This window comes from Bythopirellula goksoeyrii (genome assembly GCF_008065115.1).
Lineage (GTDB): Bacteria > Planctomycetota > Planctomycetia > Pirellulales > Lacipirellulaceae > Bythopirellula > Bythopirellula goksoeyrii.
Window position 1 is genome coordinate 1062377 of record NZ_CP042913.1, and the last position, 24544, is coordinate 1086920.

The window sequence follows — 24544 nt, forward strand, 5'->3', positions numbered from 1 at the left end:
GTGATATGACTGTCGCTAATAGCCCTCGGCGGAAGCCGGGGGTCATGATCACGCTTGATACTTGTGAATGGTCGATTCCCAGCGGTTCGTGTTTTTCAAAAGAAGTTCGATAAGTTCGCGGATGGCGCCGTGGCCGCCCGGTTGACTTGTTACGTACTTGGCTGACTGGCGTACTTCTTCGACCGCGTCGGCGACGGCCACTCCCAGGCCCACCGATTGAATGGTGGCCCAATCGAGCACATCGTCTCCCACGTAGCAGATTTCTTTGAGATCACAACCAAACTCGATAGCAATTTCTTGCACTTCGGCGAGTTTGTTCTTTACCCCTTGCTTCACAAGAGTAATATCGAGCTCCTCCGCGCGACGAGTGACCATCGCAGAACTGCGAGCCGTGACAATTCCAAAAGTCCCTCCACTCTGTTGCCAGAGACGAATCCCCTGCCCATCGCGAATGTGGAACTGCTTCGCTTCGCCACCTTGGTTGTCGTAAATCAAGCGCCCATCGGTCAGCACCCCGTCAACATCGGAGAGCACCAAGCGTATTGCGGCACATCGATCAGAAAGTTTCATCAATTGGCAAGCCGGATGCGTAAGCTTCGTTATGGTTGGTTGTTGGTGGTAATCCGCATTCTGCAATCCGAATTCCACATTTCTTCTTAGTCAGCGTATTCGTCAACAGAGTAAATTCGCACGGTCGGTCGACCTGGTTTGCGAGTTTTCGCAGGTGTCGTTTCGGGTAAGAGACTCATCACATCAGTAATATCGATGAGTCCCTGTGGGCATCCTTCGGTGTCGACTACAGGTAGCTCGCTGATCTTGCGGTCGGCAAGTAATTCAATGGCCGTGTTCATTTTCGCTCCGATGGTTACTGTGGTGGGATATTTGATCATTACTTGACTCACTGGAGCGTCGAGTGCGTGGTCTTGGCGGTTCTCAATTAAACGGGCCAGATCACTGTCGGTGAACAGCCCTGTGAGGCAACCTCGCTGGTCGACCAACATGATGGCGCCACTGCGACGTCCCGGTTTGGTGCACGTAACCAGTACCTCTCGGATAGTGGCACGCTCAGAAGCGAGGCGACAGTCCTTCAGGGGTCGCATATGGCTTTCGATGTTGCTGAGTTTGAGGCCGAGTGATCCGCCGGGATGGAAGCGAGCAAAATCTTCCGCTTCAAAACCTCGCAAGCGACTTACGACCAAAGCAATTGCATCTCCCAGGGCCAGCATTGCAGTGGTACTTGTGCTGGGTGCCAGACCGAGGGCACACGCCTCATCGAGAGAGCCGAGTTCGATAGTGATGTCGGCGTTGCAGCCCAAAGTGCTTTCCTGGCTTGCCGTAATCGCAACGATTCTCACGTCGAAGTCTGCGAAACTGGGGAGAAGACTAAGTATCTCGGCTGTTTCACCACTTTGTGACAATACGAGCACGAGGTCACCTGATTGAACCCGTCCTAGATCACCGTGAATTGCTTCAGCAGGGTGTAAGAAGTGAGCCCGTGTGCCAGTCGAGGCAAACGTGGCCGCGAGCTTTTGAGCAATGTGACCCGCCTTGCCCATGCCAGTGATAATGAGATCACCCGGCAAGTTATAGATCCACTCTACGGCGGCAATAAAATTGTCGTCGAGGTTCTTGGCAAGGCCCGTGAGAGCTCGCGATTCGGCTTGCACCACCTGCCGACCAAGCCTCAGGACTTCGTCATGGGAAATGGATTCGGGAGGGAAAGGTACTTCAGGTTCGATCGCTCGCTTGCGGAGCGCAGCATCCGTGCTCATCGGTGGGTCTTCCTTGACACAGCGTGGAGGTGGAAATAACTGGGCCGAATCGTAACCAATCTTGCTAGGAGTGGCAACGCGAACGGAGGGCGTGCTAGCACGCCACGCTAAGCCACAAGCGCTAAATTATCGACCCTTCTTTCCACCACTGCTTTTGCCGCCTCCGCCACCTCCGCGATTTCCTCCGCTAGCTCGCTGGCCACCTCCGCCACCGCGACTGCCACTATAAGTTCCGCTGCCGCCACCTCTCGAACTACCACCACTACTGCGGTAGGAACTGCGGTTCTGGGGCGAAGAACTTCTAGGCTGCTGGATTGCTCTTTGCGAACTTTGGCCGCCACTCTTAACCTGTCCGCTACCTTGATAGCTTCGGCTATTGGAGCGGATGTTCTGAGAATTCGATGAATCACTTCTGCGGTAGTTCCCTTGCGGTGTGATCTTTTGCTGGGTCGAACCCTGGAAGGAACGAGTGTTCGGGACTTGTTGCTGACTACGTTGCTGTAGTTGTTGGAGCTGATTCGTACCCTCTTGCGTTCCTCCTCGGTAGTACAATTTCTGTCGATCAGATTGGGCGGACCCAGTGCCTTGGCCACTTCCTTGATATCGCTGGTTCACACTGCCGCGATACTTACTGGAGTTTCCAATATCTAACTGACTACCATCACTCTGCACACGAGCACGGTTCTCCACTTGTCCCTTGGAGCGAATATCCGAATTTCGGTCGCCACGTTTGTATTCAGATTTCTCGCTTCCGCCAATTCGGGCATCAAGTTCTGCCCGGCTGCGGTTGCGCGATTCAAAAATCTCTTTGCTGCGATTACGCACATCGACATTTTCCTGAGAGCGAATTTTTCCTTGAGAGGAACCCCCATCACCTTGGCGAAGAATTCGACCTTCAGCGTTAGCGTTTCCTTCAAGCTTCGCACGGTTGCCATCCCGGTTCACATAGCTTTTCGCATCCTTTTTGGAATCCAAGCCGATGCGCGAGCGGTCGAAATTGGCATACTTTTTCGCCTGACTACGTGCCTTGGAGACTTCATTCTCGCTAAGTTGACGGATCTTGCGATCCTTGCCATCAAAGTTTTTATAATCTTTCTTGAATTCGTCTACGGAGGTAACAAGCTTCATATTTGCGCGATCTCGCCCCTGGGCAAGATCATTATCGCGGCGATCGCCCCGATTGAAATCTCGGCCATCTCGGTCACCACCTCGATAATTACCATCGCGCCCCTTGAAATTATGATGGGCCCACAGGGGATCGTATCCACCGCGATATCCCTTGCCGTGACCTCGGTGACCGTACTTACTATAGTTTGCTCCCCATGGCTGCACCCAACCTGGATGACGACCACGATTGTAGCCATAGTAATAGTGACCATGGTTGCGATCAACGAACAGATTTGCCAGCAGCAGACCTGTGTTGATCACACTAAGGGGGCGATAGTAATAGTTTCTTCCGTAACCAGCGTAGCCACCCCCCCAGTAAACCGGAGCGTACAACCAGCCACGCGATTGCGGAGGATAGTCCCAATAGCCGTTCACAAAAACGCAACCTCGCGGAGTGTAGCTGTAGTGATTGGGAACCCACACCCAGTTAGGTTGAGCCTCATACCAAAAACCCGCTTGCCAGGCATAGCCGGTGTTCTGCCACTGCCAGCAGCCAGGTGCCCAGAGGTAGCTATCGTCGGGCGCAGGACTCGAAGGACCTGCTTCTAAAGAATCAGGAGGCACGGGTAGCAAACGTAGTTCTTGCTCGGCATCGGACCAGAAACCTGGCACCCATTGCCAACCTCCCTCGACTTCCTGCCACTCGCCCGGAATCCAAGTCCGGCCAGGAGGCACATCGCGCCACAATCCACTAACCCAAATGAAATCCTCACGATCCTGGTCAAACTTAAAGTAGCCGGGAATCCACTCGACATTCTGTCCCTCAGGCCGCTCATCAGGAGGAAGCTCCTGAACTGGAGCTGGGGGTTGTTTGGTCACCACCTCGGCTTCTCCTTGCCCTAACGCAAGTGGTTCGGCAAAGGCTTCGTGGATGGGGCCTTGATCGAGTACCTCAGGCTCCGGCAACATGTTCTGAGGGGCAGGAGCAGGGGGCGCCTGTGCCGATGCCGTGTTTTGATCACAGAAAGCGATCAGACTGGTCAAATATAGACCACCTACAATTACAGATATTCTGGACATGCTATTTCTCCTTTTTGGAGTAGTTGGCTTATTGCAGCGAATGGGCAGCTTAATTGTGCGCATACGATCTACCAGCTAGCAATGATGCATAGCGCGTGCCAAAGCTGCCAGAACGAGAAAATCGGCCGAAATAGACTGCTTTTTGCAAGCCTGCGAGAAGAGAGTGTCCCAAACTCGCGGCGCCTCGTTGTCATATTTACGAGGGGAGAGTGAGTAGGTGAGTAGGTGAGTAGGTTGGTAGGTTGGTAGGTTGGTAGGTTGGTAGGTATGGCGGACGGCGAAGGGAAGGTAGCTGTCTCTCTACCTACCTACTCACTTACTCACCTTTCACTCCCCCCCAAAAAAAATGCTCCCAGAAAAGCACACGTCCCAGGGGGGCAAAGGACGTAGTTACTTTTCCGGGAGCGATTGGACGCAATGACGCATGCGTGAGGGCGGACGTAGCCGAGTCATCCGTGACATGCACTACGACGGGGGGAGAACGTTTCGAGGCGGTGGGAGGCATCCATGCCTTCGCCAGCCGCTTCGGGATCGACGATGACTTGCGTCGCGTCGATCCAATCACGTGAGTCCCTGTTAGTTTGTTCCTCGCATTGAAAATTTACTGTTGCGATTGCTTGCAAGGATCAGGAAGAAAAGCTCTGAAGAAAAACTGTCGAGCGATTTTGGGCTTCCTTGCCTCGGGTCATCTGCAGCAGTTAGTTGGTTGTTGTGCGGCGGAGAATACGCCAGCCTCTGAAAGCGGTCAAGGTCGGTTTTGATGAGTTCGAAAAAAGTTTCTCTATGCAATCAAAGTGTTTGAAGGTGCCATTGAAATCTTGTTCTTTCGTGCGAGAAAAATGCGGTTTCATTTGTGCTCAACTTTTAAGTTCGCACCGAATATCTTGTGACAGCACACACCACTTGCTAGCATCATGCAGCGCGCGAGCTACTTGCTTGTTGTGCAATACCTATCCAAGCGCACACTGCTCGCACGGTAGGTTTTTCTAAAACTTTTTTCCAAGTATGTGCGTTTTCAGATCGCCATAGACTTTCGATCTCTGCAATCAGCTGTGTAGGTGTTGAATGAAGCAATTGCTCGGCACTGCCTACACCAATTGCTGCCAGAACTCGCGCGGCATCGCTGGGAAGCTGCGGCAAGGCAACTAATAATTTCGCTTCACGCTGCCAGGCAGTGACCGTTTCCGCAGAAAACTGCCCATCCGCCGCCGCTTGTGGTTTAGTGGCCAGCAATTCCGCAACAGTACGCACCCCCACTGTAGCCAATCGCCCCGCCGCCCGCGGTCCGAGCGACAGCACATCACACGCATTGCTTTGTAGAGTCCACTGCACCATGCGCGAGATGATAGGGGGACTTTCCTTGCAAGAAAAGTCCGATTGAAGGAGCGTGAATAGCCGCCAAGCAACGCTCGGCAGGTTTTTATGGCCGTGAGAACGCCGCTTCCACTGGAAGCGATAGTGAAGCCCCCCCCCTGCGATGCGGTTGCATCGCGGCTGATTGCGCGTCACTCGCTATCGCTCGTCATGCGCTCGACTTCGGCCCAGAAGGCGACCAGATGAATCGAGAGTTCCGCCAGACGGGGCGATTGATAGCGATTGTCATGTTGCGGCTGGACTTCGAACCGTCCGTCGCGATTGATGAGAAAGTCGAAAAGTCGCTGCTTGGGGTCCACAATCCAATATTCCGCGACTCCGAACTCAGCGTAGATATTCATCTTGTCCACACGATCACGGCGCGGATTGTCGGAGAGAATCTCAATGACTAAATCCGGGGGGCCTATGACATGACGTTTGACGATGTGACGCCGTTCTTTCGCAATGTAAAGTAAATCGGGTTGCGGAATGGAATGATCTGAGAGCTCGACGTCCATGTGAGCGGCACAACCTTTACCTCCACCCTTTCTGGCAGCTCCTAGAATGAATTCAGTGAGTAGCGCAGAAATAGCTTGGTGAACAAAATTCGGCGACGGAGACACGACAAGATGTCCCTGGATGAGTTCGACGGGTTCCCCTTCCGGTAGTTTCCAGTAGTCGGCCGCGCGGTAGGGACCCAGAGTCGAAGGCGGGGAAAAGCCGGACAGCGTCTCGTATTGAGGAGTGGCGGTGCTCATAATTCAATTCTACCATTATTCAGGCGGTTTTCTCCAGTCTTCTCCGTTTTTTCGGCTAGCTGCTTGATATGCCTTAGCACGCGTCCGTGAATACGATGCACTAGCCAATCGGTCCAAAGTGTCCAATAGGCATGGGGGTAAATATCAAGTTTGTACCAGGTACGTCCTTCCAGCCGCGTGCCACCATCAGCTAGTGGAATTAGAAGAAGCTCACCATGGGTGCTACGAAACGAACCATCCAAATGAGGCGGATGGATATGGCGATAGGGGCTGAGTTCGGTCATCGGCTCCGGCTGCATAGTGACATCGAAAGCCAGCAAAAGCGGTTCTTGCCAAGTAGTGATCGGCTCGACAAAAGAACCGGTAGTAAAATCGCAATGACGAACAGCACCGACACCTGTGCCATCGATGCGCGCTCCTTGAGGACAAGAGATCCCCCAGCGGAAATACCATTGGGGAGGTTCGGTGATCTCGGGGAACGAAATGACACATTGCCAAACGCGCTCAGGCGAAGCCTGAATCTCGACCGACGTCGATACTTCGAACTCTACATTGGGCGCTACATAGGGTTCAACACTTGAAAACAGCGGAACCATCAGTAGGCATCCGACCAAGCCCGTGTCTTTCTTCTTTGTCGTCGTTCGACACTGCACCGCGATGGCTCGACCCGTCAACGCCCCCAACGCTCCCAAAGGCACCATGAGAGGAGCCGACATGGCAATACAAATCAAGCCTTCCACTCCAAAGAGCAACAAAGCTCCTGCAAAACATATCGCAGTTAACAATGAAACTCCTATCGTCGAGCTTCGAGAACGTGAAGAACTTCGATTGTAGACATATCCAGTCGCAGCCCCTGCCACGATTGGAGTCCCAAAAAACAACCCCGCACCGTAGCTCTCCATAACTGTAGTGAAGAACAACGCCAGACCAAACGTATAGACGAACCCGATACCTAATCCCGTCAGAATTGCAGGCAGCACCTCGGCACTGTCAAGCGTTTGCTTGGTACCAAAATCCTTTTGCCGCTCAGGGGCATCATCTTGACCTGGTCTGCGATTTGAGTATCCATGTGGTACCCATGCCAAGTACAGCATGGCTGCAATATTCAATACAGGAAATAGAACCAATAATCCTGTCCATCCGGTAAATCCAGCATCAATTGATCGGCGCACGCTCATCGTCACGGCGATCCATACAAACGGGATGGTACATAACACCCATGCCAATCCCAACCAGTCGGGAGCTCCAATCGTGAACTGACTCCGAGCGGAGAGCAATGGATTGAGAAAATCCGAGAGCGAGTAGAATTTGCCTGTGGTGTAGCCAATCGTTCCGGCTTCGACGCCGTACTTGAGCAATGTCAAGCAAGCGCCAGTGAGCAGGTATTCTTGTCGCGAAACGGTGCCCTGCAGACTGAACCAATGGCCAATGCGTTGCAATGAAGTCATAGGGGGCGAGCCAAGTTTCGGTGCCATTCCTTCGGAAAATACATTTACCTACTGGGAACCGTGTGAAAGTCGGAGGCTTAACTGCAGGATGAGAAAATGCAAGAAGTCTACTGCCGTTCGCCATGTGATGCATTGCATCACGGCTACATATTGACACTACATCGCGGCTCTATCTTTCAATCAACACCTGAAAACCTTCTTGCGCGAAGTGAGAGTCGTTGGTGAGTACTTTCTGAATCCCTAGTTCATTCATCGTGTTCATTGAAATACAATCTACGAGACTATAGCCCTTGTCGGGACGATTTTCGAAGAGGACCAAACCAGCTAAAAAACCTTCATGGGATTGAGGAATCACGCGGATTTGCGGATCGGCAAGAATTGCACGTACCATGGCGACCCCGGCAAGACGGACTGCAGGAGTTCCCTTGGCTAGCGATGACAAGAATTCAACAAGTACCCCTTCCGTGGTAACTAACTGCACTTCGCCCAATTTGCTGCGGGCTAGCCTTGCTGACTCTCCCCAGGAATCGTTGGGACGAGCAATCGCGACCCAGTAGAGCGTATCCGCAAAGACAGTTTTCATTCTCGGTTGGTTCCATAGAGATGGAGATCGAGATCATCAGTGAGATCGGCCGGCAACGCGTCCCATTCTTCCTGGGGTACTTGGGCGGAAATCTGGGCTATACGTTGTTCAACGGGGATGGCCGCGTTCTGTGGAACCTGTTCTTTATCCTGAGAAGTTGCTGCTGCTGGAGAGATTTCGATATGCAATTCCACCTCGCTCCCTTCAGGTAGCGCTACTGGGCTAAGCGGTAGAAATACACCTTGTTGGTAGGTGGCATGAATTGATTGCATTTGAAAAGTCCTCATGGCAGATCGAATGGTTTGACACTATTATACGCTAAAGAGGGGGACTCTTGCCAGCGACTAAGAAAGCACCGGGTGATACGATGCAACACGGCCGGACTCTGTGTTAACAATCCTTACCGACTCACCGTCGCGAAGCGATCTTGGAGGGCTTCGACTTGCATCTCTTCCTCGCGCAGTGCTTCGAGGGCGGCGATGGCGGCGGTGGCTGCTTCGATGGTTGTGAGGCAGGGGACACCGGCCTGGACGGCGGCAGCGCGGATTTTTCCTTCGTCCGTGCGAGCCCCTTTGCCCCTCGGAGTGTTCATCACCAAGGCCACGTCGTCGTTGGCAAGATAATCAAGAAGGTTGGGATGCCCTTCGCGAATTTTCTTCACTGGTTGTGAAGGGATGCCGGCTTCGCCGAGTACTTTCGCAGTTCCTTCTGTTGACAGAAGTGAGTAACCCATCTCATGCAACCGGCGGGCGAGGTCGATTGCTTGGGGTTTGCCACGATCGGCAACACTCACGAACACGTTGCCCTCGCTGGGGAGCACCGTGCCGGCGGCGAGTTGGCTCTTGGCAAAAGCCATGCTGAAGCGCGGGCTGATGCCCATCACCTCGCCAGTTGAACGCATCTCAGGGCCGAGCACAATATCCACACCAGCAAACTTGATGAAGGGCAACACGCTTTCCTTCACGGAGACATGGCTTGGAATGGGGTCCTCGGTGATTCCTTGCTCAGCCAGTGACACGCCAGCCATCACTTTGGCTGCGATTTTGGCCACAGGCAGGCCTGTAGCTTTAGCAACAAACGGCACCGTGCGGCTGGCACGGGGGTTGACTTCGATGACGTAAAGGACGGGGCGCGAGTTTAGAGTTTCGAGTTTCGAGCCAGAATCTCGTGTCTCGCAACTCGCGTCTCGCAACTCGTCGCTCTCCTCCCACCTCACCGCAAACTGCACGTTCATCAGACCGACGACTTTTAACTCGCGTGCCAGGGCGGCTGTCGCGTCGCGGATTTCTCTTACCACCGGACCCGGCAGACTGTAGGGAGGGATTGCACAGGCCGAGTCGCCGGAGTGGATGCCTGCTTCTTCGATGTGTTCCATGATGCCGGGGACGATGACGTCTCGACCATCGCAGATCGCGTCGACATCCACCTCGGTCGCACCTTCCAGGAAGCGATCCAATAAGACGGGCTGGCCCTGGGCAACGACGAATGCTGCGGCAGTAAATTGTTCGAGTTGTTGTTGGTCGTAGCAGATTTCCATCGCTCGACCGCCGAGTACGAAACTCGGTCGCACCAAGAGCGGATAGCCGATCTTGGCTGCCACGCGACGTGCCTGGTCCATTGTGCGGGCAATGCCGTTGGCGGGCTGCTTGAGATCGAGTCGCTCCAACAACTGCTGGAACTTCTCGCGATCCTCGGCTGCTTCAATTTGTCCAACGCTCGTGCCAATGATCGGCACTCCGGCCGACTTGAGTGCGCGGGCCAGATTCAATGGCGTCTGACCGCCAAACTGCACGATGACGCCATCGGGCTGGACTCGATCGCAGATATTGAGCACATCCTCGACCGTGAGCGGCTCGAAAAACAAAAGGTCGCTCGTGTCGTAGTCGGTACTCACCGTCTCGGGATTCGAGTTAACCATAACAGATTCGATTCCCAGCTCACGCATAGCAAAGCTGGCGTGACAACAACAGTAGTCGAACTCGATTCCCTGACCAATGCGATTCGGTCCGCCGCCGAGGATCATGACCGTCAAAGGGCGAGAGTCGGGAGTCGACAGCGGCGAGCCAGGGAGTGGATCGAGTATTCGAGCTCTCGACTCACGACTCTCAGCTCGCGACTCTTTCGTAGGTATCTCGTCTTCCAATTCATATGTTGAGTAATAGTAAGGCGTGTAGGCTTCGAATTCAGCGGCACAAGTGTCGACTGACTTGAACGTGGCAACAATGCCTAGTTCGAGGCGGCGTTGGCGGACTTCGATCTGGGTGCTGCCGAGCATGATCGCCAACTGCCTATCAGAGAAACCTTGTCGCTTGGCGGTTCGTAGCAACTCAGGTGAGAGTTTGTCCCATCCACCGACGCTCCGGATTCTCTCCTCGGTCTCGACGATCTCCGCGAGGTTGTCGAGAAACCAAGGATCGATATTCGTCAGTTCATGGATTCTCGCAGGAGTCATTCCACTCTTGAGGGCGTAGCGGAGATACCACACCCGCTGCGGGCCGGGGCGGGCGAGTTTTTCTTTGATCTCTTCTTCGCTTGGTTGTTGGTCCGTTCCCCACAGGTCGCTGCCATCACAGCCGAATCCGAAGCTACCAACTTCCAATCCCCGCAACGCCTTTTGAAACGATTCCTTAAACGTGCTGCCGATTGCCATCGTTTCGCCGACACTTTTCATTTGAGTGGTGAGCGTGTCATCCGCGTCGGGGAATTTTTCGAAGGCAAACCGTGGAATTTTCGTCACGACATAATCGATCGTCGGCTCAAAACAGGCGGTCGTCTTGCGGGTAATGTCGTTGGGAAGCTCGTGCAGCCGGTAGCCCACAGCTAACTTCGCAGCGATCTTGGCGATCGGGAATCCGGTCGCCTTTGAGGCCAGAGCACTGGAGCGACTCACGCGCGGATTCATCTCAATGACGATCATCCGCCCCGTTTCTGGGTGCGTAGCAAACTGAATGTTCGATCCGCCCGTCTCGACACCAATCTCGCGAATGACGGCCAGACTGGCATCTCGCATCCGCTGGTATTCTTTGTCTGAGAGAGTCTGCGCCGGTGCGACGGTAATCGAGTCCCCCGTATGGACTCCCATCGGATCGAAGTTTTCGATGGCACAGATGATGACGACATTGTCATCGACATCGCGCATCACTTCCATCTCATATTCTTTCCAACCGATAATCGATTCCTCGAGCAGCACCTCGTTGGTAGGCGATTGATCGAGACCACGGCGGACCAGTTCATCGAACTCCTGCCGGTTGTAAGCAATGGCCGAGCCACTTCCTCCCATCGTAAAACTAGGCCGCACGACTGCCGGCAGGCCAATCTCTTTCAACCACTCGCGGGCTTCATCGATGCTGTGGATCGTCTTGCCGAGACACACTTCCAGGCCGATCTTGTCCATTGCCTTTTTGAATCGCTCACGACTCTCAGCCTTATCAATCACGTCAGCATTGGCGCCGATCATTTCAACGCCATACTTCTCCAGTACGCCATGCGATTCAAGCGCCATCGCCACGTTGAGCCCTGTCTGTCCGCCAAGTGTTGGCAGCAACGCATCGGGCCTCTCAGCCTCAATCACCTTGGCAACCATCTCCCAAGTAAGCGGCTCGATGTAGGTACGGTCGGCCGTAGACGGATCGGTCATGATCGTTGCGGGATTCGAGTTAACGAGGATCACCTCGTACCCTTCCTCGCGGAGAGCCTTGCAGGCTTGGGTACCTGAATAGTCAAACTCGCAGGCCTGGCCGATGACAATCGGTCCCGAGCCAATGATCAGTATGCGGTGAATGTCGTCTCGTCGTGGCATAGTACTTGTAGATTCGTTTTCCGTGGCGAGCCGGATGCGTCAGCTTCCGGCATCGGTGAGCGGGGTCGTCTTGATTTGGGTCAAGCACAGCGATCAATAAAAACACGTGTAAAATCGCTCTATCGTAGCCCGAAGCGGGGGGGAGGTTCAAGTGCCGGATGAATATCGCCAATCAGAGGAGGGAACGCCAACAGGTACGCTTATTAAATGCACCTATGCTAGAATACAGCTATTGCCGAAGAATCATTATTTGCTCTTACTTTCCTCGTCGGCGAATCCATCTCAGGCTTGCTTCCCAAAAGGTCGGCGTATGCGCTGCGACAGGTTCGTCGGCTAGCCAACGTTGGATGTCTTCGGCGAGTGAAGCGGCGGAAGGGTAGCGGTCTTCGCGATTGGGAGCGATGGCCTTGAGGCAGATTGATTCCAAAGGCGGGGGGAGCCAAGGTGAGTGTTCGCGAGGTGTGACACACGCCTGCTGCTTGATCTTCTGGATCACGCCGCTCAGGGAGTTCTCCTCATGAGGCAATCTGTTTGTGAGCACATGGTAGAGTGTTACTCCCAGGCTGTAGATATCGGCTTGGGGACTGAGATCACCCGTCTTGCCAGCAGCCTGTTCGGGGCTCATGTAGGCTGGGGTGCCGATTGTGGAACCCTTGACGGTGGGAGCAAGGCCTTCGTTTGTTGAGGCAATTTCCTGGTAAACGATTTGGTGCTGATCGGTACCACTGAGCACCTTGGCCAGCCCCCAATCAACCACAAGAGTCTCGCCATATTTGCCAAGCATGATATTGGCCGGCTTGAGATCTCGATGCAGAATTCCTCGGCTGTGGGCGTAGTCAATGGTGTGGCAAACGTCGACAATGCGGCCTACGAGCTTCCGGAGTTCCAATATCCGATCCCCGCGGTCTGCATTCTGAACAGAAAACTTGTCATGGAAACGCCGAACCACTTCTTGCAGACTTTCTCCCTCGATGAATCGCATCGCATAGTAGGGTCTACCTGAGGCGTCAAATCCCAATGCGTAGACAGGTACGACACCTGGATGCTCCAGCCGTCCCGTGACCTGGGCCTCCAAAAGAAATCTCGCACGGGCAGCGACGTCATCTGCAACGTGGGTCTTGATCTGCTTCAAGGCGACCATGCGGCCAAGCTGTTGATCTTGGGCGATGGAGACTTCGCCCAGACCCCCTTCGGCATACTTGCTGACAATACTAAACCGTTCGTCGTTCTTGCCGCCTACGATTGGAGCGGGGAGTGCGGAAGTACGGTCAAGTGTGCTATCGCTGTCGGAGGGTTCCGTGCTGTCTGCTTCTAAATCCTCCAGGGGATTGAGCAAAGAGCCACTAAGTGGTGCTGGGAGCGTTTTCCACATTGAGGCAGTCTCCAGCCCACTGGCGGCAAGCCGCTCGGCGACCTTTTCAGACAACTCATCTAGCTGGGCTTCCGCAAGCACGCCTCGCTCACGCAGAAGTGGAACGAGTGAAGTCGTCGGCGTGTCAAGCCACTCCTCGAGTACAGCTAGGAGTGATTCGACACCGACCACTTTGTTCTCCAATGCCGTCAGGCAAACAACCAGATCTTGTTCTCGGTCGGATTTGGCCATGGCAAAAAAGACTGGATTCTATTGATAACGTAAGTCACGCTCATTGCGTTATTCAAGATAGCCTTTTTCCTCATGTAATGGCAGACGTCTAGGTGACAAGTCAAATTTCTTTTTCTATGTAACATCTCTTGGGGATCTCAACTTAGACCGTTAGTAAGATCGTTTCTGGATCACATAACAAACATCACAGTTAACCGCCAATTTTCCCCTAATGTCGCAGCCACACCTCCCCTGGAGTTGCGGCTGCGAAGAAAGCAAGCGGTGATGTCTACCGTTTTGTTGCCGATCTGTATTACGCCACTGCGAGACTTCGATCTGGTTTTCGCGTCCGATGTGATCATCTGTAAAGTCGTCCTCGATGAGTAACTAGGTCGCAAAAATGTTCAAGTCACCGCATGCAGTCGGCGAGATGCCGAGAGGCATGCTGAGAGATTAATTATGCAGTTGGCAATTCGACGCGCCGCAACCATCGATGCGTCTATTGCAACAAACGTGGCAAGCAGTTTAGTTTGAAGCTCGTGCCCAAAGAGTAGACATTTGACACCAATCTGCAAAGTCAGGACGATATTTCGTCATTTTGTTGCCCCCGGGATCAATTCGGATTAGACTGACGAGAGATCGGGGATGGGATCACACTCCACTTTTCTCGTGCTTCGCTCGTCGTGACGCAAGATTCCATGGTCCTCCTTCGTTCCAATCGAAGTTATTGTGGGGAGACGAGTATCATGTCACTTTCTTTCCGAACAAGTATAGTTGCAGCGGTCTTGGTAAATTTTTGCTTTGCGACGGCGACTTGGGGGCGTAGTTGGCAGGACAACGGCGATCATATCAACTGGGGTAGTGCGCTCAATTGGTCGCCGATCAACATTCCGCAAGCAGGCGACGATATATTTATTGGCGACCTAGCAGCGGCGGTAGGCGATTCGACGGTAATCGATCAGAACTTCTCGATAGGTAGCCTCGCGCTCACAAGTGGTGCCGATGCTGATACCGCGGGCAACGTACTTGATGTCGATGGAAACATTACCATCAGCGGTGCGGGCACCACATTCATAGCCACTCAGCATGCGGGCGGACCCGCCTTTACGACCGTCATGGCCGAGGACGTCACCATCAGCGCTAGTGGAGCCTTTAGTTTACAAGGTGGACGCGTGGTGTTGGGCGATTTGCTCGGTGCTCCGGCGAACGTTGCCAAGTTGACAATCAATGCCAACAGTTTTCTCTCTGGCTACGGCGTGCTCCGATTTGACGAAAACCTCGGCGGTGTCCCCACCGTCACCCTATTTAACGACGGCGTACTGCAATCACGCCGGCCGGTTGGAGCCAACAATACTGATCGATTTACGCTCACAATCGAAGCCAGCGACACCAACGCGCGACACGACATTGACGGCATCTTCGACATCGGCGTAGTAAGCATCGACGAACAAACGACGCTCGACCTGCAAGTCGAAACGAATATGTTTCATGGCACGATGAACTTCGAGGCGGGATCCATACTCGAATTGAGCGACCCGCTTCTGACCGACGGCGCGACGTTTAACATCGACGCGGGGTTCGGCGCCGCGGGCGTACCGCGTACGGCCATCGTGCGAGGCAATCGAATTAGCTTCGACCCCTTAAATGGTGGAGACAGTGGCTCGCAATTTAACGTAAACTCGGGCACCATCATTCTCGAGGAAAAATTCGACATTCACCCCAACTCGGAGGTTAACTTGGCCGCCAACACCTCGCTGGTGTTCCAGAGAATCCAGCCGTTTACCACAGCCTCGAATATCGACGGCCAACTAAATTTTAACGGCACAGGAACCGAGCTCGTCGTCGATAAAAACCATGTGCTGAATATCGAGTTACCCAGCTTTGATTGGGACGGCCCTGAAGACTCAACCACCACGATCAATTCGTCGACGTTGAGAATCAACAGCAACGACATCGAAACGGGCCCCGGAAACTCGTTCGATGGCACAATCAACTTCAATGCTGGATCTTTTGAGCCAAACATAACGGGAGGTTGGTCATTCAGCGGCGTCCTCAATACCGACTCGACTGCGGGAACGTCGTCAATTAGTTCGACTGAATTAATGACGATCGACGGCGGCTCAATCAATGTCGATGGTGGCCTGACAGTTTTGGCCCTGCCGACAAACTTCACTGCCAGCGCTGCTTCGAGTACCGCCATATCATCCGGATCTACTTTGCGATTCGAAGGGAACGCTATTTTACAAGGCGGCAGCACACACACGGGGGCCGGCACTTTGCAACTAAGCAAAGCTACGCTGTTTGTTAACGGCAATCAGATAATCAATATGCCGAGTGGAACCGTCAATTTAGACGAGTTCGTGAGCGGAGCGGAGTCCATCCAACTCACCGGCGACCTGACAATCAACGCCAACTCGCTAGGCCCGAATAATGCCTTCGGCGACAATCTTAATGCGTCAATCGATGCCATCAGCATCAACAATTCGACGAGTACGCTCGCGGTCAACCTCACCAATCCTGCTCACGAGTGGACGCTTGCACCGAATGGACGGATTGTGATTACTGGCGGTGCGACACCGACCGTCTCGCTCGCCGGCTCCGACCTGAATATCCAGGGCGAGATTACTGTGACCGATAGCACACTGTTTACGGCCCGCGTCGATTTGGAAGCCGGCGGGCTGATACGCGTCAATACCGTCGGCAAAGAACTTCGCTTCTCCGGCGGCAACGCGGCCACACCCAACACCATTGCCGGCGGCACGATTCAAGGGTCCGGAGAGATCACCGCTAACGGCGCCGCGGTATTAGTGGGCCACGGCACGATCGACACCAACGTGCGGTTCCTCGCCGGGTCCGATCTGCTGGCTGACAACGGCACGCTGATCGTCAACGGCACCCTCCTCGACGCCGACATCCTTGGGACTGCCGACCTCGATGGCACGCTGCAACTCGGCATGACGCTCAATACCGCGAATGTCAGCGCGCTGCAACTAAACGGCGGTTTCGTCACAGGTCAGTCGATCACCAACAACGGAGTGACCGAGGGCTTCGGCGCGATCTCAACGGTTGGATTCACCAACAATGGAACGCTCCGGGCGACCGGCGACACGGCAGGCGGCCTCACCATCGACACCACGGGCGCTCCCGATCTGGATGGCACGGGGATAACCGGCGTACTGGAAGCGGTGAACGGCAACATGCGGATTGTCAAAAGCCCCACCGACGCCTTCGGTGGCGACGCCACGGTTGGTGTTTTTCGATTCCTCTTCTTCGACAACGACTGGACTCTAGGGACCAATGGCACGCTGAACCTAAACGGCGGTTTGTCGAACCTCGTGCCTGCCAGACTGTCTGTCGGCGGAGTCTCGAATCTCAATGGCACCATTAACGTGAGCAACTTCGGCCGCATCTCTGGCGACGCCAACCTCGGCAGCACCTTAACCGTAGTCCTCCCGACCGGCAATGACGTGTTGGTGATGGACGAGGGCGCCTCCACGATCGCAACGGGCACCACCTTCACCGGCTTCGGCAGCGTGGTCAACTCTACCACCGGCGACATGACCCTCGCCGACGGGTTCGACTCCGCCGCGCTCATCTTGCAGAACGACGGCGACTTGCATCTGGGCTCATCGCTGGGGCAGATTGAGCTCGCCCAATTTGAGCAGACTGCCACCGGCACACTGTTCGTCGAACTGGCCAACACCGGCACACAAAACTTTGATTCGCTCTCCGCTGATTTCAACGCCACGCTCGCAGGCACGCTCGACGTGACGCTCACCGGCGGCTTCATGCCCAACCTCGGCGAAAAGTTCACGATTGTCACCGGCGACACCGCCCGCTTCGGCACGTTCAACACCGAGAATCTGCCCACGCTTGGCGGCGGCAACATGTTCGCAGTCAACTACAAGGCCAACTCGGTGGAGCTGGAGGTAATCGCATCCTCACTCACCGCCGACTTCGATAATGACGGTGACGTCGACGGCCGCGATTTCCTGGTCTGGCAACGAGGCGGCACTGCTCCCCCGCTTGACCCTGCAGCTTTGGCTCTATGGCAAGCAAGCTACGGCACACCTTTGATGGCTTTGAGCGCCAACGTCCCCGAGCCGTCTACATCGGTCATGTTGCTGATGGAAATCGCTACAATGCTCTTGCGCCACAAACAGTATGCGTAAGTTGGCGAGCCGGGAAAGTCAGTAACCGATGTCTGGTAAGGGGCAGAGCGTATTCGCGCCGCATTGCGGCTAACAAGAGACGACGCGGCCTGGGTTGCGGGGGTGAGAGCCGTAATCTAAGATTCAGACTTGTACCACCGCCACATCTTCTGGAGCCTATGTAAGATGATCACTGTTGGGATGAACTATCACGTTATCGAGGGGAAGCAGGCGGACTTCGAGGAGAAATTTGCAGGGGTCCTCGAAGCCTTGAATGCGGCTGAAGGACATACGAATTCCACATTGTGGAAAGATGTCAGCGACCAGGCGTCCTACTTGATCACCAGCGAGTGGTCCGATGAACAAGCGTTCCAAACGTTTATTCAGAGCCCGGAATTTCGGGCCGTTACTAATTGGGGGAAAGAGCAAATCCTCTCGGGGCGACCGCAGCATAAGATCTATAAGAGCTGAGGGTCACGTTCCGCACTGAGTTCCCCAATCTCGTCTGTCACTAGTGCTAGCACCAACTTCGCCGTCAACGACGTGACCAATCTTATCCCAAGATAAATTCTGAGCTATTCCAGCTTCAACAATCTCGGTAAAATTGCACTTCTCACTGCCGGGCATCTAGGAACGGATCTCCTTTACTGCAGTTCAAGACGAACCGCTGCCGGGCATAGTGAGTGGGAGAGTCGCCGGGAGCAGGGTGCCACCGACGACGCTCGTACCGCATTGAGAACGAAAGTGGGCGCATGCCATCGAGTTCCTTGAGAACCGTGCTTGCTGCGCACAAGATAAGGAGATCCGCACTATGCTTGTTTTGTCTCGAGGACCCCAAGATAAAATTGTTTTCCCCAACCTCGGCATTACGGTCGAGATCCTGCGTGTTGACGGCCATCGAGTGCGCGTGGGGGTGGATGCCCCCAAAGACATTCGTATCCTACGACATGAGTTGACCGAAACACTCAACGGCGAGTTGCAGAGTGAAGCCGAACGAGAGGCTGAATCGAAACGGACCCACGATCTTCGCAATCGACTCAACGGCGCCCAGCTTTCCCTGAGCTTGATGGAAAAGCAACTCGATCGAGGAATGCATGATGAGGCTTTGGCCTCACTACATTCGGCGATTCACGAGATTGACCAGCTAGATGGCAGTGCGAAAACAGAAGTTTCCGATGATTCTGTTGGAGAACCGGCGAACCCTATTCCTCGTGCCCTGCTAGTGGAAGACGATTCCAATGAATGTGAGTTGCTGGCCGGCTATCTGCGAATGAGCGGCTATGAAGTCGAGACTGCTCAAGACGGCTTGCAAGCAATGGTGCAACTAGCGCGCCGGGATCGTCCCGACGTAGTGCTACTCGACATGCACATGCCGCGCATGGACGGACCGAAGACGGTCAAATCGATTCGCTTGAATCCGGACTATAGCGGTGTGAAGGTGTTCGCCGTGACAGGCTCGCAGCCCGAAGAAATGAATGTGGAAATCGGACCGCGTGGTGTAGATCGCTGGTTCCAAAAGCCCATTCGCCCTCAAGAGTTGGTCGATTCCTTAAATGATGAGCTTCTTGGTGCGGCGAAGGTCCATTGACCTCGCTTCGCTAAGAACTTCGAATCGTTTAAGGTTGGTCGGTGTGCCTCGGCCAATCTTCGTTTGAATCGTGCATTGCAACGTCTGGGGGGCAGAATTATGGAAAATCAGTGTCGTGCGTGTCTGACAAGATACGGCTTTGCCGTACTAGCGACCGTGGTGGCAACTTGGGCGCGCATGTCGATGCATGGCTGGCTGGATGATCATATGCCTTTTGGCATCTATTTTCTTTCGGCAATGTTGACAGTCTGGGTAGCTGGAGTTGGTCCAGCAATACTATCTCTATTCTCCGGCATCGCGGCGGGGGTGTATTGGGTCATTGAACCTCGCTATAGCTGGACGGTCACCGAACCCGCAGACCAATTTTCACTGGCAATTTATGCAGTCGTTGGAACAGCGGCAATCGCAATTTACTGGCGCGCGGACTCCAGGCAGGTCGCAGTCAATCTTCAATCGGCAGCCAATGCGGAACTTACCGAACAACTCCGAGCAGCAGACCGCAAGAAAGATAACTGGCTGGCACTGCTTGCTCACGAGCTGCGAAATCCGTTGGCTCCGATTCGCTCGGGTATCGACCTGCTCGATCGAGAAACGTTGAAGTCCGAACAAGTCCGCGAAATTCGCAAGACGATGCGCCGGCAAACCGAACAGCTTTTGCGTATTGTGGAAGATTTGCTCGATGTCTCTCGCTACACCCGAGGGCAACTGCGACTGGAATGCGAGACAGTCGATCTTCGCGAGATCGTCAAGGAAGCGATAGAAATGGTCGCACCTATGATTGCAGAAAACAATCATGACTTGAAAGAAGTGAAATACTGCCAACCCTTGGTCGTCAATGGCGATCCAACAAGACTGATTCAAGTCGTTTCGAACTTGCTATGCAACGCGGCAAAATATACACCCCGCGGTGGGCGGATCCAAGTCTTGCTGGATGGTGACTCTGATTCGGCGCGAGTTTGTGTCATCGACAACGGGATCGGGATCACCAAAGAATTGCAAAGTAGTGTGTTTGATCTCTTTGCTCAAGCGGACTCACCTCGCAATCGTGATCGGCAAGGACTGGGTATAGGCTTGGCATTAGTGAAATCACTCATGGATATGCATAGTGGCCAGGTTGCCTTGCACAGCGACGGGCCCGGGAAGGGGAGTCACTTTACCATCACGCTGCCGAGACAGGATTCGGCGATGCTGGTAAAAGTCGAACCTCCCGAGTCAACTCCAGAAGTAGCAGATTCGGCATCTATCGAAGGTGCAACGGTGTTGCTCATCGACGACAATCAAGAGGCAGTACATACCCTCGAAGCTCTGCTCTCGCTAGATGGTTGCCGGACTTACGCCGCGTTCGATGGGCCGTCAGGACTTGAGGCGATGACGGTCGTGCAACCTGATTTTGTTTTGCTTGACATTGGCATGCCGGGAATGGATGGATATGAAGTTGTCCGCAGGATCCGCAAGGAAGCCGCGTTGCCGAGGCCCATCGTAATTGCCATCTCGGGTTGGGGTAGTGAAGAAGATCGTCAACGAGCTTTGAGGGCGGGATTTGATGACCATCTTGCCAAACCAGTCGACTATGGCGAACTCGTCGACTTGCTTCTTGCGAAGGCAAGTAAATGTGATGCGATGGAAAGCATCGCCGAAGGCCGCAAACCTCAAGATTTGCTCCGTGACAAAGGCTTCCAGCCTGTGAAATGAGTGGCAGAGGCAATCAGTCGAGTGATTTGGCAGACTCCAAGTTGCCCCACGGCAACTCATTCGGGAAATGATGGCTGCCCCACGAAAACTTCTATGTCATGGTAAGGATGTGGTCTCCAGATGAGAAACGGTTCTTCGTATTGCGCCCTGTTTTTAGTAACGCTTCTGGTTCTCTGCACAGGGAAACTGAGTTCAATCTGCTGTGCCGATTCTATAGTTCTTGAGTCGGCAGAAATGGGAAGTGCTGGCCAAGTGGGTGGTACGGCGATCCAAGCTAGTGAGTATGTCGGCTGGCGGTTGACGACGAGTGCTCCCTTGACTGTTGAGCAAGTGGGGGGACATATGTATGCGATCCCCGATCAGACTGGAGAAGTGTTTGCCGCGCTGGTAAGGTTGGCATCGCTCAGTTCCATGCCTGAAGGTTCACCTTTCACGGAATCGGAACTCATAGCCAAAGCTACATTCCGTCCAAACTTTCCTAGCGACGATTTTCTTACACCATTGTCTGCAACTCTCATTCCTGGAAGCTATGCGTTGGTCTTCGGGACAGGTTTGTTTGATGCCACGGGGGGAGCGGGATTGATCAACGGAGTTGACCAAGCTTACATTCCGCCGACGAGCAAATCATCTTATATCTCTTGGAGAGTTCCTTCCTCGGGCTCTTCTGCGGACTGGCATCCAATTCAAGCTGAGAACATGCGATTCGTGATCGTGGGACAAGAGGCAAGTTTCACTGCTGATTTCGAAAACGACGGCGACGTGGACAGTAATGATCTCACGATCTGGCAGGGTGCCTATGGGACAAATTCTTCTGGTGATGCCAATGGGGATGGGGACAGCGATGGCCGTGATTTTCTTGCCTGGCAACGGCAGTTCACGGGCAGTGGAGGAACCGCATTCTCGCAGACCACGATTGTGCCGGAGCCCGGGTCCTTCGTACTGTTGCTTGGACTCGCAATGGCAATCGCCGTAAGATGTTGCAACAATTGGTAGCTTTCCAGCTTGGGATGAGCTATAATTCACGTTTGCTGCGCGGCCAATGCCCCTCGAAGCCCGCGATTTTTTGGCGGGCGAGAAGCTAATCACTCGGGCGCAACTTGGAACAGGGATTTAAGATGAGATACGCTTGTCGGGGAATTGACAGACTCACATTGGTGTGCTTCACCATCCTGGCTGCTTTCTGCTCTGCACTCCACGCAGAAGAGCCGAACGACATTTTTGAGGACGCCACCATCCTCTCGCCGGGTGTGCTTTCGGTATCGGATGATTTATTCCCATCACTGTACCCGGATACGATCCTCGGCGCTCGCGATATGTTCGGTGGCATCTCCGAGTACAACGACGACTTCGAGCCTGACTGTGAAGCTCCGGGCAATGGACAATCGTCGGCTCTGTGCGGAATTTCCACCAACAGCGGCGAGATCAGTTTTGCGGTGACCGGCTATCCCGACGAGAGTTTTGTCGGTGGCCATGGCGAGTTTGGTGAGTATGAGGTGTTCGTTGACGCATACGACTTTTTTGGCGACCTCGTGGATTCGTTCAGTGAAATTCGCACCTTGCAGCCTGGGCAGGTAGATTTCTTCTCTTTCGATAATTTCGAGTGGATTGGTGGCACCTACGACGCCTATATCGACAACTCCCTGGGAGGAGATCCCGGCGACGTCGACTTTTTCACGTTCACAGGCCTTTCACCAGGGGCCACATTCACTGCAGAAACGGTCGATCCCAATGTCATTGAAATTGATACCTATCTCGGTTGGTTCGACTCCGCGGGGGTTCTCATCGCAAGTGACGACGACGGTGCTGGAGGAGTTTTGTCGTTGATTCAGGGCGTTGTACCAAGCGATGGGAAGCTTACTTTTGCCGTTACGGGGTATAACGATAACGACTTTGTCGGGGGCCATTCGGAAGATGCTCAATACGAACTTATCCTGACCTTGGGCGCAGCCGGAGACTTCGATGGCGATGGCGATGTCGATGGGAACGATTTTCTCGTTTGGCAACGCAATCCCAGCATGGGCAATCTGGCTGATTGGCAAACCAATTATGGCATAGGGGCACAAGTTGCGGCGATCTCCGTGCCCGAGCCGCAGGGGTTCCTGCCGTTACTTCTTGGCTGTTTCTTGATTTTCTGGTGGCGGTAACGGGTGGTATTTCAGAGTCTGAGAGCCACTCGTCGCAATACTATCGGAATTGAGCCATGTTGCCTCAGTGCTGCAAAGCTGAGATAATGGAATCTGTTTCGTGATCGGCGAGTGGCCTTTCACACACTCCTCCTTCTGATGTTTCTTCCGCTGCACATTAGTCGATTCAGTTACGTAAGTTGGTGAAACCCGGATGTGGGCTGGTGTTGAATTCTCACCAGCCTCATGTCGCACAAGGAGTTTTCGATGAAGCATCCAGAACTCGCTCATGACATCATGGTGAGCCGGCTAATAACGCTGCGTCCCGAGATGCATGTATTCAAAGGGGTAGCACACTTACTGAAAAATAATATCACCGGCGCACCGGTCGTTGCACCTCAAGGGAATTATCTCGGGGTGTTTTCTGAGAAGTGCTGTATGAGTGTGCTGACACTCACAGCTCAACTGGCGTGTGAAGATGAGAAGAATCTAGCCCACAGACTGCATGCCAAAGATGTTATGGTGAGTCGATTGCTGACTCTGTCTCCAGAGATGGATGTCTTCGATGCGATTGGATTGTTATTGAAAAACCACATCTCCGGGGCACCGGTCGTGGATCGCGATCAAAATTTTCTCGGCGTCTTCTCGGAAAAAACGAGTATGCGGGTACTGATATCATCAGCTTATGACCAGTTGCCAACGACTCGCGTAGAGGCATTTATGAACGAGGAATCTCAACGAGTGATCGATGAGGATTTGGATTTGATTTCCATCGCACAGATTTTTCTAGACACGCCCTATCGTCGCCTAGAAGTCCTGCGGGATGGTCGCCTGCTCGGACAGATTAGTCGGCGAGATGTCTTAAAAGCCCAACATCATTTGTCTAAGTTTGTCAGCAACCCGGACGATAATCTCACAAACAACAATTGGATGATTCATAGAAGTGATGGGGATTCGGAGGCCAGCGACGAAGAGGTACCGACCCCCGAAGTCGGTTCTTTTATGGACCAAAAGGCGCGCACCATCGACGAAGAGACGGATTTCCTAGAGATCGCGAGAATCTTTCTAGATACTCCTTATCGACGACTACCCGTCTTACGAGATCAGGAGTTAGTTGGTCAGATAAGTCGGCGTGATGTACTCAATGCAGCCCACGACCTGATGGCTGTACCACCGCCGAAACAGGAGACAACGCTGCTTTACTTGAGTTCGATTGTTGAACGAAACGATGCTCCGATTGATTGAGCTACTTTTGAAGAAATATCTCTGAGTTCATCGCTAGCCTCTTCGCGAGTTGTACCAAAGCATTGCACAAAAGCATTACTCGTTTGTGGGACAGTGTTTATGTCGAAACATCAGGTTGGTTAGAGTAATACTACCAATCCCCTTCTCCACCCAGAATAAGGGTTGTCCGAGCCACGATCCATGATAGGCTTTACGGCGCCTGCTCTGCGATTTTCGCTCGATGCAATCTGAATTGCTAGAGTTGGATCGCCAATTCGAATTGC

17 protein-coding genes are annotated in these 24544 nt (G+C 53.7%); 7 read left to right on the forward strand and 10 right to left on the reverse strand.

Annotation, left to right across the window (positions count from 1 at the left end; translation table 11 throughout):
• Positions 1 to 48 precede the first annotated feature (48 nt).
• From Pr1d_RS04240 to Pr1d_RS04285, 10 genes are all read right to left on the reverse strand, one after another.
• Positions 49 to 570, reverse strand: a complete 522-nt coding sequence (locus Pr1d_RS04240) for a KdsC family phosphatase (RefSeq protein ID WP_148072360.1) — start codon at positions 568 to 570, stop codon at positions 49 to 51.
• 86 nt (positions 571 to 656) lie between these two features.
• Positions 657 to 1772 carry a KpsF/GutQ family sugar-phosphate isomerase gene (locus Pr1d_RS04245; protein ID WP_148072361.1) on the reverse strand — a complete coding sequence of 372 codons (1116 nt, stop codon included), beginning with the start codon at positions 1770 to 1772 and terminating at the stop codon, positions 657 to 659.
• Between the two features lie 126 nt (positions 1773 to 1898).
• Positions 1899 to 3959 carry a YXWGXW repeat-containing protein gene (locus Pr1d_RS04250; RefSeq protein ID WP_168205044.1) on the reverse strand — a complete coding sequence of 687 codons (2061 nt, stop codon included), beginning with the start codon at positions 3957 to 3959 and terminating at the stop codon, positions 1899 to 1901.
• 912 nt (positions 3960 to 4871) lie between these two features.
• A complete protein-coding gene (locus tag Pr1d_RS04255) occupies positions 4872 to 5468 on the reverse strand; it encodes a DUF4332 domain-containing protein (RefSeq protein ID WP_148072363.1) in 597 nt (198 codons plus the stop codon).
• The gene (locus Pr1d_RS04260; protein ID WP_148072364.1) at positions 5465 to 6070 is read right to left on the reverse strand and encodes a Uma2 family endonuclease; all 606 of its coding nucleotides are present in this window, start codon (positions 6068 to 6070) and stop codon (positions 5465 to 5467) included. Before Pr1d_RS04260 ends, Pr1d_RS04255 begins: the two co-directional genes overlap by 4 nt.
• The gene (locus Pr1d_RS04265; RefSeq protein ID WP_168205045.1) at positions 6067 to 7518 is read right to left on the reverse strand and encodes a DUF805 domain-containing protein; all 1452 of its coding nucleotides are present in this window, start codon (positions 7516 to 7518) and stop codon (positions 6067 to 6069) included. Before Pr1d_RS04265 ends, Pr1d_RS04260 begins: the two co-directional genes overlap by 4 nt.
• A gap of 169 nt (positions 7519 to 7687) precedes the next feature.
• Positions 7688 to 8101 carry a type II toxin-antitoxin system VapC family toxin gene (locus Pr1d_RS04270; protein ID WP_148072366.1) on the reverse strand — a complete coding sequence of 138 codons (414 nt, stop codon included), beginning with the start codon at positions 8099 to 8101 and terminating at the stop codon, positions 7688 to 7690.
• Complete coding sequence (locus Pr1d_RS04275) at positions 8098 to 8373, reverse strand: antitoxin family protein (RefSeq protein WP_168205046.1); 276 nt, start codon at positions 8371 to 8373, stop codon at positions 8098 to 8100. Before Pr1d_RS04275 ends, Pr1d_RS04270 begins: the two co-directional genes overlap by 4 nt.
• A gap of 128 nt (positions 8374 to 8501) precedes the next feature.
• Positions 8502 to 11900, reverse strand: a complete 3399-nt coding sequence (gene carB, locus Pr1d_RS04280) for a carbamoyl-phosphate synthase large subunit (RefSeq protein WP_148072368.1) — start codon at positions 11898 to 11900, stop codon at positions 8502 to 8504.
• 256 nt (positions 11901 to 12156) lie between these two features.
• Positions 12157 to 13503, reverse strand: a complete 1347-nt coding sequence (locus Pr1d_RS04285; RefSeq protein WP_148072369.1) for a serine/threonine-protein kinase — start codon at positions 13501 to 13503, stop codon at positions 12157 to 12159.
• 725 nt (positions 13504 to 14228) lie between these two features.
• On the opposite strand from Pr1d_RS04285, the gene Pr1d_RS04290 reads away from it, so the two are divergent.
• The 7 genes from Pr1d_RS04290 to Pr1d_RS04320 all read left to right on the forward strand — a co-directional run bounded on the left by Pr1d_RS04290 (position 14229) and on the right by Pr1d_RS04320 (position 24281).
• A complete protein-coding gene (locus tag Pr1d_RS04290) occupies positions 14229 to 17654 on the forward strand; it encodes a beta strand repeat-containing protein (protein ID WP_148072370.1) in 3426 nt (1141 codons plus the stop codon).
• A 165-nt stretch (positions 17655 to 17819) separates the two neighbouring features.
• The gene (locus Pr1d_RS04295; protein WP_148072371.1) at positions 17820 to 18104 is read left to right on the forward strand and encodes an antibiotic biosynthesis monooxygenase family protein; all 285 of its coding nucleotides are present in this window, start codon (positions 17820 to 17822) and stop codon (positions 18102 to 18104) included.
• A 340-nt stretch (positions 18105 to 18444) separates the two neighbouring features.
• A complete protein-coding gene (locus tag Pr1d_RS04300) occupies positions 18445 to 19221 on the forward strand; it encodes a response regulator (protein ID WP_148072372.1) in 777 nt (258 codons plus the stop codon).
• 99 nt (positions 19222 to 19320) lie between these two features.
• A complete protein-coding gene (locus Pr1d_RS04305; RefSeq protein WP_148072373.1) occupies positions 19321 to 20913 on the forward strand; it encodes an ATP-binding response regulator in 1593 nt (530 codons plus the stop codon).
• A 120-nt stretch (positions 20914 to 21033) separates the two neighbouring features.
• On the forward strand, positions 21034 to 21906 hold the full coding sequence (locus tag Pr1d_RS04310; RefSeq protein ID WP_148072374.1) for a hypothetical protein: 873 nt from the start codon (positions 21034 to 21036) through the stop codon (positions 21904 to 21906).
• Between the two features lie 122 nt (positions 21907 to 22028).
• Positions 22029 to 23057, forward strand: coding sequence for a hypothetical protein (locus tag Pr1d_RS04315; protein ID WP_148072375.1), 1029 nt, complete (start codon positions 22029 to 22031; stop codon positions 23055 to 23057).
• A gap of 246 nt (positions 23058 to 23303) precedes the next feature.
• Positions 23304 to 24281, forward strand: coding sequence for a CBS domain-containing protein (locus Pr1d_RS04320; RefSeq protein ID WP_168205047.1), 978 nt, complete (start codon positions 23304 to 23306; stop codon positions 24279 to 24281).
• The last annotated feature ends 263 nt before the right edge of the window (positions 24282 to 24544 follow it).

Excerpts from the sequence above, each read along its gene's own strand:
- Pr1d_RS04240 (WP_148072360.1), bottom strand. The coding sequence starts at position 570 with ATGAAACTTTCTGATCGATGTGCCGCAATACGCTTGGTGCTCTCCGAT.
- Pr1d_RS04245 (WP_148072361.1), bottom strand. The coding sequence starts at position 1,772 with ATGAGCACGGATGCTGCGCTCCGCAAGCGAGCGATCGAACCTGAAGTA.
- Pr1d_RS04250 (WP_168205044.1), bottom strand. The coding sequence starts at position 3,959 with ATGTCCAGAATATCTGTAATTGTAGGTGGTCTATATTTGACCAGTCTG.
- Pr1d_RS04260 (WP_148072364.1), bottom strand. The coding sequence starts at position 6,070 with ATGAGCACCGCCACTCCTCAATACGAGACGCTGTCCGGCTTTTCCCCG.
- Pr1d_RS04265 (WP_168205045.1), bottom strand. The coding sequence starts at position 7,518 with ATGACTTCATTGCAACGCATTGGCCATTGGTTCAGTCTGCAGGGCACC.
- Pr1d_RS04270 (WP_148072366.1), bottom strand. The coding sequence starts at position 8,101 with ATGAAAACTGTCTTTGCGGATACGCTCTACTGGGTCGCGATTGCTCGT.
- Pr1d_RS04275 (WP_168205046.1), bottom strand. The coding sequence starts at position 8,373 with ATGCAATCAATTCATGCCACCTACCAACAAGGTGTATTTCTACCGCTT.
- carB (WP_148072368.1), bottom strand. The coding sequence starts at position 11,900 with ATGCCACGACGAGACGACATTCACCGCATACTGATCATTGGCTCGGGA.
- Pr1d_RS04285 (WP_148072369.1), bottom strand. The coding sequence starts at position 13,503 with ATGGCCAAATCCGACCGAGAACAAGATCTGGTTGTTTGCCTGACGGCA.
- Pr1d_RS04290 (WP_148072370.1), top strand. The coding sequence starts at position 14,229 with ATGTCACTTTCTTTCCGAACAAGTATAGTTGCAGCGGTCTTGGTAAAT.
- Pr1d_RS04295 (WP_148072371.1), top strand. The coding sequence starts at position 17,820 with ATGATCACTGTTGGGATGAACTATCACGTTATCGAGGGGAAGCAGGCG.
- Pr1d_RS04300 (WP_148072372.1), top strand. The coding sequence starts at position 18,445 with ATGCTTGTTTTGTCTCGAGGACCCCAAGATAAAATTGTTTTCCCCAAC.
- Pr1d_RS04305 (WP_148072373.1), top strand. The coding sequence starts at position 19,321 with ATGGAAAATCAGTGTCGTGCGTGTCTGACAAGATACGGCTTTGCCGTA.
- Pr1d_RS04310 (WP_148072374.1), top strand. The coding sequence starts at position 21,034 with ATGAGAAACGGTTCTTCGTATTGCGCCCTGTTTTTAGTAACGCTTCTG.
- Pr1d_RS04315 (WP_148072375.1), top strand. The coding sequence starts at position 22,029 with ATGAGATACGCTTGTCGGGGAATTGACAGACTCACATTGGTGTGCTTC.
- Pr1d_RS04320 (WP_168205047.1), top strand. The coding sequence starts at position 23,304 with ATGAAGCATCCAGAACTCGCTCATGACATCATGGTGAGCCGGCTAATA.